This is a genomic window from Bacillus marinisedimentorum (assembly GCF_001644195.2).
Lineage (GTDB): Bacteria > Bacillota > Bacilli > Bacillales > Bacillaceae_O > Bacillus_BL > Bacillus_BL marinisedimentorum.
The window spans coordinates 1-14,920 of record NZ_LWBL02000043.1; the positions used below are offsets into that span (position 1 = coordinate 1).

The window sequence follows — 14,920 nt, forward strand, 5'->3', positions numbered from 1 at the left end:
AGGCACGCCCCTCTGCTTCCCGTGCCTATAACGATGCAAACGGCAACAATACATGCACTAAGCCACAATTCAATGCCCTGTACCCGGGCCACTGCCCAAACCATTTCCGCCTGCAGGCACTTTATTGTTTTCTTCCTCTAGGATTCTTGTGCTAACCCCAATGCTATTTACCTTGCCGATTTGACAAAGCCAGAGTTAAATAAACGTTTAATTAACATGGTCCATGCAGGTCCGACAGCCGGCAGGGATTTTTTTCTCGAGGCGGAATCGTGGTATGATGGTATGGATATTATATGAACCGGCTTGGAGTGAAACGGAATGGCAAATAGACCGAAAACCAATGCCATGCGCCTTCTTGAAGCAAATCGGATAGATTACCGCATCCTCAGCTATGATAAAACGGATGGTAAAATAGATGGGGTTTCTGTAGCAGGCAAAATCGGGAAGGATCCTGCATCTGTTTATAAAACGCTAGTGTGCCGGGGGACAAGCGGGGAACTTTATGTATTCGTCATCCCGGTTGCCGCCGAGTTGGATATGAAAAAAGCGGCGAAAGCTTCCGGCGAGAAAAAGATGGAAATGATTCCGGTAAAAGATATCCAAAAGCTGACCGGCTATGTAAGGGGCGGATGCTCCCCGGTCGGGATGAAAAAGCAGTATGCGACTTACATCGATAAAAGGGCGGAATCGCTTGAAAACATCATTGTCAGCGCAGGAAAAGTCGGCCTGCAGGTTGAAATTTCCCCTGCATCGCTTTGCGGTGTAACGAATGCCATATTGCTGGAACTTGTTAAATAGCTGCTCAAGGATGGAATAATTCAAGGGAACAATACGGAAGACAGGACGGGGAAGTTTCCCCGGCCAAACAGAAAGGAATGGAATGATGGGCAAAATAGTAGTACTTGCTGAAAAGCCTTCAGTAGGAAGAGATATAGCAAGGGTGCTTCAATGCACCAAAAAGGGGAACGGCTTTCTTGAAGGCCAAAAATACATTGTGACATGGGCGCTTGGGCATCTGGTTGAGCTGGCTGAGCCGGAACGCTATGATGATAAGTATAAAACGTGGAAACTGGAAGACTTGCCGATGATCCCGTCACCGCTGAAGCTCCAGGTGATCCGTAAAACCGGGAAGCAATTCAGCACTGTGAAAGCACAGATGGCCCGCAAAGACGTAAATGAAATTGTCATTGCCACGGATGCTGGGCGTGAAGGGGAACTGGTGGCGCGCTGGATTATCGAAAAGGCGAGAGTGAACAAGCCAATCAAGCGGCTCTGGATTTCATCTGTGACGGATAAAGCCATCAAAGATGGGTTCAGTCAATTGAAAAACGGCAAAGCATATGAAAACTTGTATGAGTCGGCAGTTGCACGTTCGGAAGCGGACTGGTATGTCGGCATGAACGCAACCCGCGCTCTGACAACGAAGCATAACGCCCAGCTTTCGTGCGGGAGGGTTCAGACGCCGACACTGGGCATGATCGCCCTCCGTGAAGATGAAATAAAGCGTTTTGTTCCGAAGCCGTATTACGGAATCAGTGCTGTTACAGACCAGGTATCTTTCACATGGCGGGATAAAAAATCGAACGATGCGAAAACGTTCAACAAGCAAACAGCGGAACGCATATTGCAATCGATCAGAAATAAGGACGCTGAAATTGTGGCAGTCGACAAGAAGCCGAAGAAAAGCTACGCACCGCAGCTTTATGACTTGACAGAACTGCAGCGGGATGCGCATAAACGATTCGGTTTTTCGGCGAAAGAAACGTTATCCACCCTGCAAAAGTTGTATGAACAGCATAAGCTTGTCACTTATCCGCGTACGGATTCCCGCTTTTTATCAAGTGACATTACCGATACGCTGAAAGACCGCATCAAGGCCTGTGAAACCGGGCCTTACCGGAAGGCTGCAGCAAAAGCGGCGAGCCGGCCCATTAAAGTGAATAAGTCTTTTGTCGATGACCAAAAGGTGTCTGATCACCATGCGATCATCCCGACGGAAGAAAAAGCGAATCTCAGTTCACTGAGCAGCAGAGAGCGGAATTTGTACGAGTTGATTGTGAAACGGTTCCTCGCTGTTCTGTATCCTCCGTTTGAATATGAACAGACTACCGTGAAAGCGGACATCGGCGGGGAGATATTCTATGCGAACGGGAAAGGGATTCTTGCAGACGGCTGGAAGGAAGTGTATGACCTTGCTGCCGACGATGAAGAGGAAAACGACGGGCTGAAAGACCAGGAGCTGCCCCCTCTGAAAAAAGGAGACCGCTTGCCGGTCGTTTCAATGAAGATGACCGATGGGGAAACAAAACCGCCAAAACGGTTCAACGAAGGAACGCTTTTGTCAGCTATGGAAAATCCCGCGAAGTATATGCCGGGCGAACGCAAGGACTTGATCAAGACGATCGGTGAAACCGGAGGGCTTGGCACGGTCGCAACCAGGGCGGACATCATCGAGAAACTGTTCAACAGTTTCCTGATTGAAAAACGCGGCAGTGAAATTTTCATTACCTCAAAAGGCAAACAGCTGCTTGATCTTGTGCCGGAGGATTTGAAATCGCCGGCGCTTACGGCACAGTGGGAACAGCAGCTTGAATCGATCGCCAAAGGAAAACTTGCCAAAAACTCGTTCATCCAGGAAATCAAATCATATACAAAAACCTCCGTGAATGAAATCAAACACAGTGATCAAAAATTCAAGCATGATAACGTGACGGGGACAAAATGTCCTGACTGCGGAAAGTTGATGCTTGAAGTGAAAGGGAAAAAAGGAAAAATGCTTGTCTGCCAGGACCGCGACTGCGGACACCGGAAAAATGTGGCCAAAGTGACAAACGCACGCTGCCCGAACTGCAAAAAGAAAATGGAGCTGCGCGGTGAGGGCGAAGGCCAGACATTCGTCTGCCGCTGCGGCTACCGAGAAAAAATGTCGGCTTTCCAGGAGCGAAGGAAAAAACAGCAGCAGAACAAAGCATCCAAGCGCGACGTCAACAAGTATTTAAAAAAGCAAGACAGCGACGAACCCATCAACAATGCGCTGGCAGAACAGCTTAAAAAACTGGGCCTTGATAAAAAATGACAAACTTAACAAAACATTTATAAAACCGTTACATCAGTTTCATATCCTTAATGTGCGGTAATATAATAACGAGCAGGGGGCGTTCTATGTTCCTGCTCGTTAATTCTTTTAAAAAGCTGTAAAGAGGATTACAATAGATATAGATTAGGATTGCTTCGGAAAAATAGCTAAGAAGAATTCGCAGCCAGTTAGAGCGTGAAGTCTCGGTGAATAGCTGAAAATCCCCTTTAAAGCCGCCGCCTTCTGCGGGAGTGCAGAGGCGGCACGTCCTGTGTAAGTGCGGAAAGTGTACGGTTTTGATCACGCTTTTTAACATGGCCCTCATACCGTGAAAAGGAAAATATTCCATTTTTTCAAAAAAATAAGATATACTAATCTATAAACCATTCCTATATAATGAAAGAGTTGCACGAAGGATATCATGTAGAGGGTTTTTGTAAACTCAAAGAGGTGAACGTAAATGAAGCTTCTCAAAGAGACATATCATACACTGCGGACAAAAAAATACAGCCTGTTTCTTTTGGCTTTCGTTCTGTTCTGGCTTAAAACGTATTCCGCTTATTTGATTGAATTCAACCTGGGCGTTGAGAGTCTGATGCAGCATTTTCTTTTATTCTTGAACCCGGTCAGTTCAGCTCTGTTCTTTTTTGCATTCGCTTTAATGTTTTCAGGAAGAGCGCAGCAATATGCCCTTGTGGCGATTAACTTCCTGATGTCATTTCTTCTATACGCGAATATTGCATACTACCGTTTTTTCAATGATTTCATTACCGTTCCGGTTCTCATGCAGGCGAAGAAAAACGGCGGCCAGCTGGGCGGCAGTGCACTTGCGCTGATGTCACCGCTGGATATTCTGTATTTTGCCGATACGATCTTGCTGCTTGCAATCGTGCTGATGAAAAAGGTGGAGACGCAGCCGAAACTGGCGGCTCGCCCGCTTACGGGTCTGTTTGTTGCTGCGATGCTCATTTTTTCAGTTAACCTTGGGCTGGCAAATATTGACCGCCCTCAGCTGCTGACCCGTACGTTTGACCGTAACTATATCGTTAAATATCTAGGAGCCTATAACTTTACCATTTATGATATCTTCTTGAATACGAAATCAACGACACAGCGAGCGATGGCTGACAGCAATGATATCGCCGAAGTCGAAAACTTTGTGAAGGCAAACCATGCCCGTCCAAATCCGAAGTATTTCGGAAAAGCGAAAGACATGAATGTCATCTATATTTCGCTTGAGTCATTACAAAATTTTGTACTGGATTACCGCGTAGATGGGCAGGAAGTAACACCGTTTATGAATTCCCTGAAAAGGGACCCGAATACGTTTTTCTTTGAAAATGTCTTCCACCAGACCGGCCAGGGCAAGACGTCGGACGCAGAATTCATGATCGCCAACTCACTGTTTGGAATGCCGCAGGGTTCTGTGTTCATCAACAAAGCGCAGAATGTGTATCAGGCAGCTCCGGCCATTTTGAAATCGGAAGGATATACTTCCGCAACGTTCCATGGCAACGACATGTCGTTCTGGAACCGTTCGGAAATGTACAAATCCCTTGGTGTCGACAGGTTCTATGACTCTGCTTCTTACAATATGACGCCGGAGGCAACCCATAACTACGGGCTGAAAGATAAACCGTTTTTTGAAGAATCCATTCCGTATTTGAAAGAGCTGCCGCAGCCGTTTTATACAAAGTTCCTGACCTTGACCAATCATTTTCCGTTTACAATGGATGAAGGGGATACACCTTTCCCTGCTGAAGATACAAACGATAATGTTGTGAATTACTATTTCCAGACTGCGAATTACCTGGACCAGGCACTGGAGCAATTCTTTAACGACCTGAAGGCTTCCGGCTTGTATGACAATACAATGATTGTCATGTATGGAGACCATTACGGCATTTCGTCCAACCATAATACGGCAATGGGAGAAATTACGGGTGAAGAGATCACACCGTATAAAAATGCCCAGCTTCAGCGTGTGCCGGTCTTCATCCACATTCCGGGCGTGAAAGGTGAAAAAGTCGATGAGTACGGCGGTCAGCTAGATATTCGACCGACAATGCTTCACTTGCTTGGTGTCGATACGAAAGACTATATTTCACTCGGAACCGATTTGCTGTCAGAACAGCACAAAGAATTGGTGCCGTTCCGCAATGGTGATTTTGTAACACCGGAATACACCCAGGTTGACAGCAAATGCTATGAGAACGAAACGGGTGAATTGATAGATGAAAGCAAGTGTACGTATTATGGCGATAAGGCTTCCCAGATGCTTGAACTGTCCGACCGGATCGTCTACGGAGACTTGCTCCGCTTCTATGAGCCTGAAGGTTTCGAACCGGTAAACCCAGACGATTATAATTACAGAGATATGAATGAATGATAACAAGCTCTGCCACAATGTGGCAGAGCTTTCTTTTTCGACAATATTCGACGGGTGCCTGTCACCTGTCGGAGCTGTCGGCAGGCGGGAGAGGTTCTTCGGCAGGGCCTTCAACGACGGTTCCGTCAGCGGAATAGCGGGAACCATGGCAAGGGCAGTCCCATGTCCGGTCTCCTGCGTTCCATTTGACTTCACAGCCCATGTGCCGACAGGTTGTATCGACGATGTGGATGGTCGATTCATTTTCTTTATATGCGCCGGCCCTTTGGCCGTTTACTGTCACAATGGCGCCTTCGCCAATTTCCATGTCTTCGATCCGCTTTCGGTTGAAATCAAGCTTTCCAGCGATCAATTCACCGGCGACATCCGTATTTTCTTTGATGAATTTTTTGATGGCCGGATCGGCTTTTACGTCCCTTGACGGAGAATAAAGGTCCAGGTACTGATTGCTGCGGTGCATAATCAAGTCAGTGATCAGCAATGCAGCTTGCGTGCCGTTTGTCATTCCCCATTTTCGATAGCCTGCTGCAACATATATATTAGGATGGCCATCCTTGATCTGGCCGATATATGGAATCTTATCAAGGGTGATAAGGTCCTGTGCAGACCATCGGTACGGATATTCCTTAATGCCGAGCACTTCTTGGCCGAACTGTTCAAGTGCCTTATAGTGTTCCATCGTGTCAATGCCCTGTCCTGTTTTGTGGTTTTCTCCTGCAATCAGAATGAGTTTTTCGCCGTTGAAATCAGTGAACCTTAAGGAACGGACGGGATTGTCCACGCTCAAATACATGCCGCCGGGATACTCCTTTTCGGCTTTTACGGCAATGATATAAGAACGGTCAGGGTGCATTCTGGTGAAGTATAGACCGCCGCCGTCATAAAAAGGGTAGTGTGATGCAGCTACTACATGCTTACACGTGATTTTTTTGCCGTTGCGCAAAATCACTTCGGGCTGATCGTTCTCTTCCACATCGACAGCCGTTGTTTTTTCATAGATAAGTCCGCCGTTTTCCTGGATATACGAGACAAGCGGTGCAAGGTACTTCAGCGGATGGAATTGCATTTGCTTTTCCATTGCGAGTGCGCCGGTTATTTTAATATCAAATGGAATTTCTTCAAGCCACCTGCCGTTAATTCCGAGCTGTTTATATGCTTCATGCTCTTTTTGCAGCTTGGTTTTGTATTCTTCCGTGGTTGCATACAAATAGGCGTCTTCCTCGGTCAGGTCACAATCAATGTTGTGCTCTTCTGCAGTCTGTTTAATGAAATCCATGGCATCAACTGCAGCCTGATAGTACTGCTGAGCTTTTATTTCTCCAAAATGCTGAATAAGCTCATCGTAAATAAGTCCATGCTGTGCAGTTACTTTTGCGGTTGTGTGTCCGGTTGTTCCGTTTAACAGGTTTCCGGCCTCAATCAGAGCCGTTTTGAAGCCGTTTTTCGTCAGTAAATAGGCTGCCGTGATGCCTGTGATTCCGCCGCCGACAATTGCGATATCGACAGTCAGGTCTATATCAAGCTGTTCGAACTCTGGCAGCAGATGCATATTTTCCCGCCAATAAGGCTCAGGGAACCGCGGCATCGCTGGTTTTTTTTCGTGTTTTTTGCTCATATGAAAAACCTCCCGATTTCATCCACATTGTCCATAATCTCCCCATCTGAAGAGAAAAACATGTATCTGAATTCAAAGAGGCTTTAGTTGCTTCACAATTGCCTGGCAATTGCCAGGCAATCAAAAATTATTTACAGTACATTATTCAGTCGGCTGCAGCGTTTTTTTCATATGGACTTGTTCGATTGCTGCTGTAAATCCTGATCTTTTCAGAATATCAATGAGTGACGTTGACTTTTTTGATGTATTGACCGTAGAGCGCACGCATTTTTCTGAATTTGGGCTGAATACCGCCGACAGCAAGCTGTTCAGGATGGGTTGTTCATCGTTTCTCCCGGGTTTGGTTTCACATTGATATAGGGTGATTGCGGCAAGTTCCCCGCTGTCTTTGTACTGTGTTGTAAAAAGAGCGTAACCGGCCGCTTCGTTTTGATCATCATAGGCGATGACTGCTTTCCCGCACTTGACGCTCTGATATAGCGTTTGCCACGAATTTTCCGCCTCGTAAAAGTCAAGGTTTGCTGTTTCATGAACGGGGATATGCTCTACACGATAATCTGTTATTGTTTTGAAAGCCGCATCATCAAGGGAGTTGCGGTTTTGGAAAAAAATCAGTCCATCCACCACCTCATATCCCATTTTTTTATAAAGGGATATAGCAGGGCTGTTATCAGCTATTGCCTCCAGGAAACATACATCGACGCTGTTTTCCTCATAGGTTTCCAGCGACTTTTCCACGAGCAATCTGCCTGTCCCTTTTGCACGCAGTTCAGGAGCGAGGCCTGTCCCGCCGTTCCAGGATCTTTTTTCCCCGTTAATTGTCCTGATTCCGCTCAGGATAAGCCCGGCAGGTGACCCTTCAGAAAAAACGATCCAGGAATACTCAGGAGACAAATCCTCATTCACCATCCGTTTCAGAAAAGGGCCAATCTCCATCGTCATATCAAGATAGTAGCCTTCAAATCCCTTATTCCAGGCTTGCAATGCCTCTGAAAATGTACAGTCACTCATCTTTCTCAGTTCAATCAAAACGTTATCCCCCCGTCATATTCTGCTGTTTCTCCTAAGGTATTCACGAAAGATTGGCATTTTCCTTTTCCCCGTTCTTTTTTCACATAAAAAACCCGTTTTCATAACGGGTTTCCGACATGCTATCTTCTTACTTTTTCCTTTCTTGCAACAGCAATCAATGCCGGGGCATCAGGTGTATGCGGCCTGCCGTCAAATGCCCCGGCATAGCGGATTGAGGTGAAGCCGGCATCCTCAAAACCGCTATGAAGAATCTCTTTAGTAAGCGGGAAAAGGGTCAGGTCATTTTCAGCAGTTGTTCCGCCGGCTGTAAGTTTTCCATGGAAATGGATTTCGTTTTCACCGACATCGTACGTCCTTTGAAAAGAAACGTTATGCCCCGGGCGGTTGATCGCTGGCAGTTCATACTGTTCATATTGAAGAACGTGATCATAGTTGACCACCTGGATAATCAGCACGCCCGATTCTTTTAAAAGGGAGTGGAAATCAGCCAGCATTTGTTTTATTTGGCCTCTGTCCCGCAAGTGGGCGAGCGTGTTGCCAATACAGATAATGGAATCAAAGCGGCCCGTGACATTTTCTTTTAGCCGGCGCATATCGTCCTGGATGACCTCTACTGCAGCCTGCTGTTTGGCTGCTTTGTCCTTTATCTGTTCGGCAAAGCCAGCTTCAGGCTCGAGTGCCGTCACTTCGAAACCCATCGCTGCCAGTTCGACAGCAGCGATCCCTGTTCCTGCCCCGACATCAACTACACGGGCGGGAGGGGAAATATGGGAAGCGATAAATTCGATTTGCTTCGGATTAAGCGGAAATATGACATCATAGGCTTCGGTTAGCATTTCATAAAAGGTCATGAATCTTTCCCCTTTCTGTAAAGCGAGGTTATCGTGTGCAGACGGTATAGAAAACGGCGGCATGCATTAGTGATTCCCCGAAAATAAGCCGCTCTCATCCTGAAAGCGGCTTAGCTTATTAAAGCTTTGTATATTCAGGATCTGCGACTTTGACGAGCTGCTTGCCAAGATTTTTTCCTTCAAACAACCCGATGAAGGCCTGCGGAATATTTTCAAATCCGTCTATAACCGTTTCTTCATATTTTAACTTTCCTGATTTCAGCCAATCGGCCAGCTGCAGGGCACCGTCAAGAAATTGATTGGAATAATCACCGACTATGAACCCTTTCATCAGGGCGCTTGATTTAATCAGTTTGCTCTGGACCCGCGGACCAAGATTTTCTCCTATAGCGTTATAAGATGAAATGGCTCCGCACACCGGTATGCGGGCATGCTTGTTCAGCATATCCATCACCGCATCGGAAATGACGCCGCCGACATTGTCAAAGTAGACATCAACGCCATCCGGGCAGGCATCCCTGAGCGCTTCATGGAGGTATTCGGTCGTCTTGTAGTTAATTGCTGCATCAAAACCGAGTTCCGTCAGCAAGTACCCCGTTTTTTCATCCGTTCCTGCAATACCGACCACACGTGCTCCCTTGATGCGGGCGATCTGGCCGGCAACTGAGCCCACAGCCCCTGCTGCACCTGATACGACAACTGTTTCGCCTTCTTTCGGTTTGCCGATATCAAGCATTCCGAAGTAGGCAGTCAAGCCAGTCAGGCCGAGTATCCCCAGTGCTGTCGTGACAGGGGCCAGATTCGGGTCCACTTTTCGGACTTCTCTGTCATGAGCTGCCGAGTATTCCTGCCAGCCAAGCATTCCGGTCACAATATCACCCTGGCGGAATTTTTCGGATTTTGATTCCACAACTTCACCGACAATTCCGCCGCTGATCACTTCATCAAGTTGAAATGGTTCGATATAAGACTTTGCATCTACCATACGCCCGCGCATATAAGGGTCAACGGACATATAGAGGGTTTTCACCAGAACCTTGCCATTATCAATTTCCGGCACGGGAACATCAACAAAACGGAAATCCTCAGAAACCGGCATTCCTTTTGGTCTTCTTGCCAACTGGATTTGCTGCATGTGCATCTCCTCCTATGTATTTTTGGCTGTCTGCTGCTGACTGCTGCGGCTGCAAAGCCGGGAAGCATTTCTTTCATAAGGCAGCCAGCGCCTTCCTAAACGTTCTTCGACTCTATTCCCTTTTCATCCTTCATCTAGTCCCCGGAAATTAGAATTCAGGCGGAAAGTGTGTTTTAATGAGGAATAAGCGAAACGGGAAAAACCTAAAAATGATAATGGAGCAGATAACATGAGAAATGAGATACGATTGAACGTCCAGGCAAAGTTTGTAAAAAAATATCAAAGCGGTTATCCGCTGCTTTTCAAGGAGGCAGTTTCAAACATTTCGGCGCTCAAGGAAGAAGGATCGCTGTTTACTCTCAAAGACAGCAGCGGTTCATTTGTCGCACGGGGGTATTATGGGAAACAGAATAAAGGATACGGATGGGTGCTGAGCCGCAAAGAAAGCGAAGCAATCGACCAAACATTTTTTGATCGCAGAATAAAGGCAGCAATTGATTACAGATCCTCACTCTACGATGATCCGGATACAACCGCTTTCCGGGTGTTCAATGGCGAAGGAGATGGAATCGGGGGCCTTACGATCGATTATTTTGACGGATATTTTCTGGTCAATTGGTACAGTCTCGGCATTTATACGTTCAGGGCAGAAGTCATTGAAGCATTGAAAAAATCTGCGGACTATAAAGGGATATACGAGAAAAAGCGATTTGACGCAAAAGGGCAGTACATTGACGACGATGACTTTGTCGATGGCGAACGGGCAGAATTCCCGTTGATCGTGAAAGAAAACGGCGCCCATTTTGCCGTCTATTTAAATGAAGGCGCAATGGTCGGTGTGTTTCTTGACCAGCGCGAGGCCAGAAAGGCGATCCGCGATAAGTATGCAGAAGGCAAGAGGGTATTGAATACTTTTTCCTACACCGGCGCGTTTTCTGTTTTTGCGGCTCTTGGAGGCGCTGCGAAAACGACAAGCGTAGACCTGGCGAACCGCAGCCTGCCGAAAACGATCGAACAATTCAGCCTTAACGGGATCGACCATGAAGCACAGGATATCAGAGTGATGGACGTTTTCCGCTACTTCAACTATGCGAAGAAAAACAACCTCAAATTTGATATGGTCATCCTAGACCCGCCAAGCTTTGCCCGTTCGAAGAAGAATACATTCAGTGCCGCCAAAGACTATAAGGATCTGCTAAAAGATGCGATCGCCATTACAGAAGCAGGCGGCATCATCGCCGCTTCCACAAATGCTGCATCATTCGGCATGGACAAGTTCAAGGGATTCATTGACCGGGCATTCAAGGAAACAGGCGGGAAATACAAAATACTTGAGGAGTTTTCCCTTCCGGAAGACTTTCGTACGATCAAGTCATTTCCTGAAGGAGATTATTTGAAGGTTGTTTTCATTAGAAAAGCCAAACCTTAAAAGCTGGGTCCTGGAAACAGGGCTCTTTTTTTATGGAAAGTGAAAATTATTTAAAGGTTTTTTAAAAAAATTAAGTTTTAATAAAAAAGTCCCGGGTAAGACACTCTACAGAAGAATTTATAAGGGGTGAATCATATGGCAGCAGATAAATATCCTTCCAGGAAAGGTGAACATGTGGAGGTTTTTGAACGGAAAGATCCTGTAATTCATAACGAGTCCCCCGGAGTAGGTCCGCTTGGTCAACAGGAGCTGAACTTCTATGAACAAAATGGCTATATCATGTTCGAAAAGTTTTTCAACGATGAAGAAGTGGCCCGCATGAAGCAGGAATTGGAGCAGACAATGCATGAAAACCGGAGCCGGAATGCCGAAGATGTCATTAAGGAGCCGGGAAGCGATGATGTAAGGTCGGTGTTTGAAGTCCATAAAAACCAAAATTTCTTCAAGGAATTATCGCAGGATGACCGGCTCGTGAAAGTTGCGGAGCAGCTGCTTGGAAGCGGGGTATACATCCACCAATCGCGAATCAATGCCAAGCCGGGTTTCAAAGGGAAAGAGTTTTACTGGCATTCCGATTTTGAGACCTGGCACGTGGAAGACGGCATGCCGAATATGCGTGCGCTCAGCTGTTCAATCATCCTGACGGACAACCACGAATTCAATGGCCCGCTCATGCTTATTCCGGGCTCGCATAAGTGGTTCGTCACTTGTGCAGGTGAAACACCGGAGGATAACTTCAAATCGTCTTTGAAAAAGCAGGAAGTCGGTGTGCCGGATGAAGACAGCCTGAAATGGCTGACAGAAGAAGCCGGCAACAAAATCGATACGGCGACCGGCCCGGCAGGTTCCGTCATTTTCTTTGAGAGCAATACGATGCATGGTTCAAGCGGAAACATTTCGCCTTTTCCGCGGAGCAATGTTTTCTTTGTTTATAATTCCATCGAGAACCAGCTTGTTTCGCCATTCTCAGGCCAGAAGGAGCGCCCGGAATTCCTTGCCAACCGGGAAGGTGTTGAAGCGATAAAACCGCATGAAAAAGTGAATTGATAGATGAGTGGATAAGCCGGTTCCCTTGCAGGGAGCCGGTCTTTTTGTAAGGCAAGAAAGTATAAGGTTTTCAAGTAAGATTAGTGTCTAGCTCCAGGCGCCAGCGGGTATCGCTATAAGCGGTGATTCCCTCGGAAGGGAAAACCGCTTTCCTGCAGGAATCCCCGCTAATGACCATGCGTTCCTGAAAAGGCCTTCGGAGCACTAATAAGGGAACGAATCGAGCCCATGTGCTCCCGAAAAGGCCTTCGGTGTACGCCGCTAAGCAGGCGTCTTACGCTTTTCTTGCCGGAAAGAAAAGTATACAGTGAGCAAGGAAGTGTTTGGACGCAATGGCCAGCTGCGCCATGGTCTTTGACTGAAGACTCGCCTGAATTTTTTCAAATTTAGCTATTTATCTTTTTGTCTTGAGTTTTATTTTTTTAAATGGGCAATTTATTTTTAATTTCCGCAGTTTTTCTTTTTTTAGATGCAGCGGGGGCAAAAGCAAAAAAGCGTAAGAAAAAAGGACTTACCAGCACCCATACAGTATATAAAAAGTGACAGCAGCAAACCACCTGTTCCAACACAGCACAAAATGACAGGCTGGTTATTCGAAGAGAGCGTAGGATAGAAATTGAAAGGAAGGGGGCAGTACCATGGAAGAACTTCAGCGAATGATGGACAGCATTAATTTTATCGAAGACCGGCTCGACCAGGAGGTATCGATTGAGGAAGTTGCGGCTTCGGCCTGTTCGTCCAAGTTTCATTTCCAGCGGATGTTCCAGTTCATCACTGGTGTGACGGTGGCTGAATATATCCGTAGGAGGCGGCTTACAGTAGCGGCACAGGAACTGTCGTCGACTTCAATAAAAGTCATTGACGTGGCGTTGAAGTACGGATATGAGACACCGGAATCTTTTTCGAAAGCGTTTCGGAAGATGCACGGCATGAGCCCGTCCCAGGCACGGGAGTCTGGTAGGAGGCTGAAGGCCTATCCCCGCCTGTCCTTTCAAATCCAAATAAAGGGTGATCAAGATATGAATTACCGGATTGTTGAAAAAGAAGCGTTTGAGGTGATTGGGAAAGGAAAGCGGGTACGTACGGCAAACGGAGAAAATATGAAAACGATTCCTGCTTTCTGGGATGAAATGAACAAGAACGGCACGTCTGTGAAGCTTTGCAAGCCGGATAGTGAAGATGTGATGTACGGGATATGCATGGAGTTTGACCGGGATCTGGAAGAGTTCACGTATTTTATAGCAGGAAATAAACCCGACGGGACAGTGCCGGCGGAATTTGAGGTGAAGCAAATTCCCGCGTCCACCTGGGCGGTTTTTGATGTCAGGGGAGCAATGCCGGATGCTATGCAGAAAGTATGGGGCCGTATTTTTTCGGAATGGTTTCCAGCCACAGGGTATGCCCATGCGGAAGCTCCGGAACTGGAGTTATATTTGCCGGGCAACCCGGCGGATGAAGACTACCGCAGTGAAATATGGATTCCGATTATCAAAAAATAACAGTTATTTATTCTAAAGAAACTGAGAGTAGAAGGCGGGGATTATCCTGCCTTTTTCTTATGGTTTGTCTAAAAAGGCTGACCCTTTTAAGTGGCCAGCCCCAACTATCATTCCGCCTTGAATCCAATCGTCTTTGCGTCTTCTGTCCCAAGGGTAGCTTCATTCGGGCAGGTAATGATTGATGCAATGTATTCCCACCTGATCATCATGTGGGCGGTTGTTTTGTTTTCTTTCTGTTCATCCGCAGGAAGCTGGCTGCCATCCGGATTGTGCGTAACCTTTCGGCGGTAGTGCGGATTCTCGAGCCAGACCCCATAGCTGTCTGAATTCACCATTTTTGCAATTAGCCAGTCATCAGGGTAGTATATTCCGGTCACCTGTCCCGTTAATCCTTCGGGCAGGTTTTTGAATTTAACCTGGACTTCCCGGTCTTTCAACTCATTCAAGTACATCTAATCCCTCCTGATAAATGGAACATTTCTCAGATTGATACTCTTCATTACTTTCATTACCTGAAACCCCGGGCTCTAAACGGGACGCCATTCTTTTAAAAGCTGCTTTGAGCATTTAGTTTTGGAGGAGGTGTTCATAGTTTCAGGCGAGATCGCTTCCGTTCAACCCCTGGCTTTACACTCGGGGTGCAGTCTGGGTCTTTAGAACTTAAATAGCCGAAGCCCCCATCATAATGGAATCAGGCTAACCCATGCGTTGAAAATTACTGAAAAATAAGAAATTTGTTCCAAAAAAAGAGGACAAAGGGAACGTTTTTATAGGACAAACATCCTTCCTTTTACAGGAGGTTTTATAAGATTACGTAGGGCATATGCCATGAATGTGCAAAAAGGGA

11 protein-coding genes are annotated in these 14,920 nt (G+C 46.6%); 6 read left to right on the forward strand and 5 right to left on the reverse strand.

The features are described from left to right. The first annotated feature begins 318 nt into the window (after positions 1 to 318). From ybaK to ltaS, 3 genes are all read left to right on the forward strand, one after another. The gene (gene ybaK, locus A4U59_RS12910) at positions 319 to 798 is read left to right on the forward strand and encodes a Cys-tRNA(Pro) deacylase (RefSeq protein ID WP_070120988.1); all 480 of its coding nucleotides are present in this window, start codon (positions 319 to 321) and stop codon (positions 796 to 798) included. Positions 799 to 883: 85 nt separating this feature from the next. Continuing rightward, positions 884 to 3,076, forward strand: coding sequence for a DNA topoisomerase III (locus A4U59_RS12915; protein ID WP_070120989.1), 2,193 nt, complete (start codon positions 884 to 886; stop codon positions 3,074 to 3,076). Positions 3,077 to 3,536: 460 nt separating this feature from the next. After that, positions 3,537 to 5,465, forward strand: coding sequence for a lipoteichoic acid synthase (gene ltaS, locus A4U59_RS12920; RefSeq protein WP_070120990.1), 1,929 nt, complete (start codon positions 3,537 to 3,539; stop codon positions 5,463 to 5,465). 61 nt (positions 5,466 to 5,526) lie between these two features. Here the strand turns inward: ltaS and A4U59_RS12925 are convergent, their stop codons facing one another. The 4 genes from A4U59_RS12925 to A4U59_RS12940 form a co-directional block, all read right to left on the reverse strand. Continuing rightward, a complete protein-coding gene (locus A4U59_RS12925) occupies positions 5,527 to 7,080 on the reverse strand; it encodes an FAD-dependent oxidoreductase (RefSeq protein ID WP_070120991.1) in 1,554 nt (517 codons plus the stop codon). Positions 7,081 to 7,221: 141 nt separating this feature from the next. Next, positions 7,222 to 8,109 carry a GNAT family N-acetyltransferase gene (locus A4U59_RS12930; RefSeq protein WP_070120992.1) on the reverse strand — a complete coding sequence of 296 codons (888 nt, stop codon included), beginning with the start codon at positions 8,107 to 8,109 and terminating at the stop codon, positions 7,222 to 7,224. A 122-nt stretch (positions 8,110 to 8,231) separates the two neighbouring features. Then, positions 8,232 to 8,963 (reverse strand): class I SAM-dependent methyltransferase, encoded by a 732-nt coding sequence (locus tag A4U59_RS12935; RefSeq protein WP_070120993.1) that lies wholly within the window; start codon positions 8,961 to 8,963, stop codon positions 8,232 to 8,234. Between the two features lie 118 nt (positions 8,964 to 9,081). Then, positions 9,082 to 10,104: an NADP-dependent oxidoreductase gene (locus A4U59_RS12940; protein WP_070120994.1), complete on the reverse strand. Its 1,023-nt coding sequence runs from the start codon at positions 10,102 to 10,104 to the stop codon at positions 9,082 to 9,084. Between the two features lie 223 nt (positions 10,105 to 10,327). Here A4U59_RS12940 and A4U59_RS12945 point away from each other — a divergent pair, with 223 nt between their 5' ends. From A4U59_RS12945 to A4U59_RS12955, 3 genes are all read left to right on the forward strand, one after another. Next, a complete protein-coding gene (locus A4U59_RS12945; RefSeq protein WP_070120995.1) occupies positions 10,328 to 11,527 on the forward strand; it encodes a class I SAM-dependent rRNA methyltransferase in 1,200 nt (399 codons plus the stop codon). A gap of 135 nt (positions 11,528 to 11,662) precedes the next feature. Beyond that, positions 11,663 to 12,574, forward strand: a complete 912-nt coding sequence (thpD, locus tag A4U59_RS12950) for an ectoine hydroxylase (protein WP_070120996.1) — start codon at positions 11,663 to 11,665, stop codon at positions 12,572 to 12,574. 638 nt (positions 12,575 to 13,212) lie between these two features. Beyond that, complete coding sequence (locus A4U59_RS12955) at positions 13,213 to 14,073, forward strand: AraC family transcriptional regulator (RefSeq protein ID WP_070120997.1); 861 nt, start codon at positions 13,213 to 13,215, stop codon at positions 14,071 to 14,073. A 107-nt stretch (positions 14,074 to 14,180) separates the two neighbouring features. On the opposite strand, the gene A4U59_RS12960 is transcribed toward A4U59_RS12955, so the two are convergent. After that, complete coding sequence (locus A4U59_RS12960) at positions 14,181 to 14,525, reverse strand: hypothetical protein (RefSeq protein ID WP_070120998.1); 345 nt, start codon at positions 14,523 to 14,525, stop codon at positions 14,181 to 14,183. Positions 14,526 to 14,920: the final 395 nt, after the last annotated feature.

Excerpts from the sequence above, each read along its gene's own strand:
- A4U59_RS12955 (WP_070120997.1), top strand. The coding sequence starts at position 13,213 with ATGGAAGAACTTCAGCGAATGATGGACAGCATTAATTTTATCGAAGAC.
- A4U59_RS12935 (WP_070120993.1), bottom strand. The coding sequence starts at position 8,963 with ATGACCTTTTATGAAATGCTAACCGAAGCCTATGATGTCATATTTCCG.
- ltaS (WP_070120990.1), top strand. The coding sequence starts at position 3,537 with ATGAAGCTTCTCAAAGAGACATATCATACACTGCGGACAAAAAAATAC.
- A4U59_RS12915 (WP_070120989.1), top strand. The coding sequence starts at position 884 with ATGGGCAAAATAGTAGTACTTGCTGAAAAGCCTTCAGTAGGAAGAGAT.
- thpD (WP_070120996.1), top strand. The coding sequence starts at position 11,663 with ATGGCAGCAGATAAATATCCTTCCAGGAAAGGTGAACATGTGGAGGTT.
- A4U59_RS12940 (WP_070120994.1), bottom strand. The coding sequence starts at position 10,104 with ATGCACATGCAGCAAATCCAGTTGGCAAGAAGACCAAAAGGAATGCCG.
- ybaK (WP_070120988.1), top strand. The coding sequence starts at position 319 with ATGGCAAATAGACCGAAAACCAATGCCATGCGCCTTCTTGAAGCAAAT.
- A4U59_RS12925 (WP_070120991.1), bottom strand. The coding sequence starts at position 7,080 with ATGAGCAAAAAACACGAAAAAAAACCAGCGATGCCGCGGTTCCCTGAG.
- A4U59_RS12960 (WP_070120998.1), bottom strand. The coding sequence starts at position 14,525 with ATGTACTTGAATGAGTTGAAAGACCGGGAAGTCCAGGTTAAATTCAAA.
- A4U59_RS12945 (WP_070120995.1), top strand. The coding sequence starts at position 10,328 with ATGAGAAATGAGATACGATTGAACGTCCAGGCAAAGTTTGTAAAAAAA.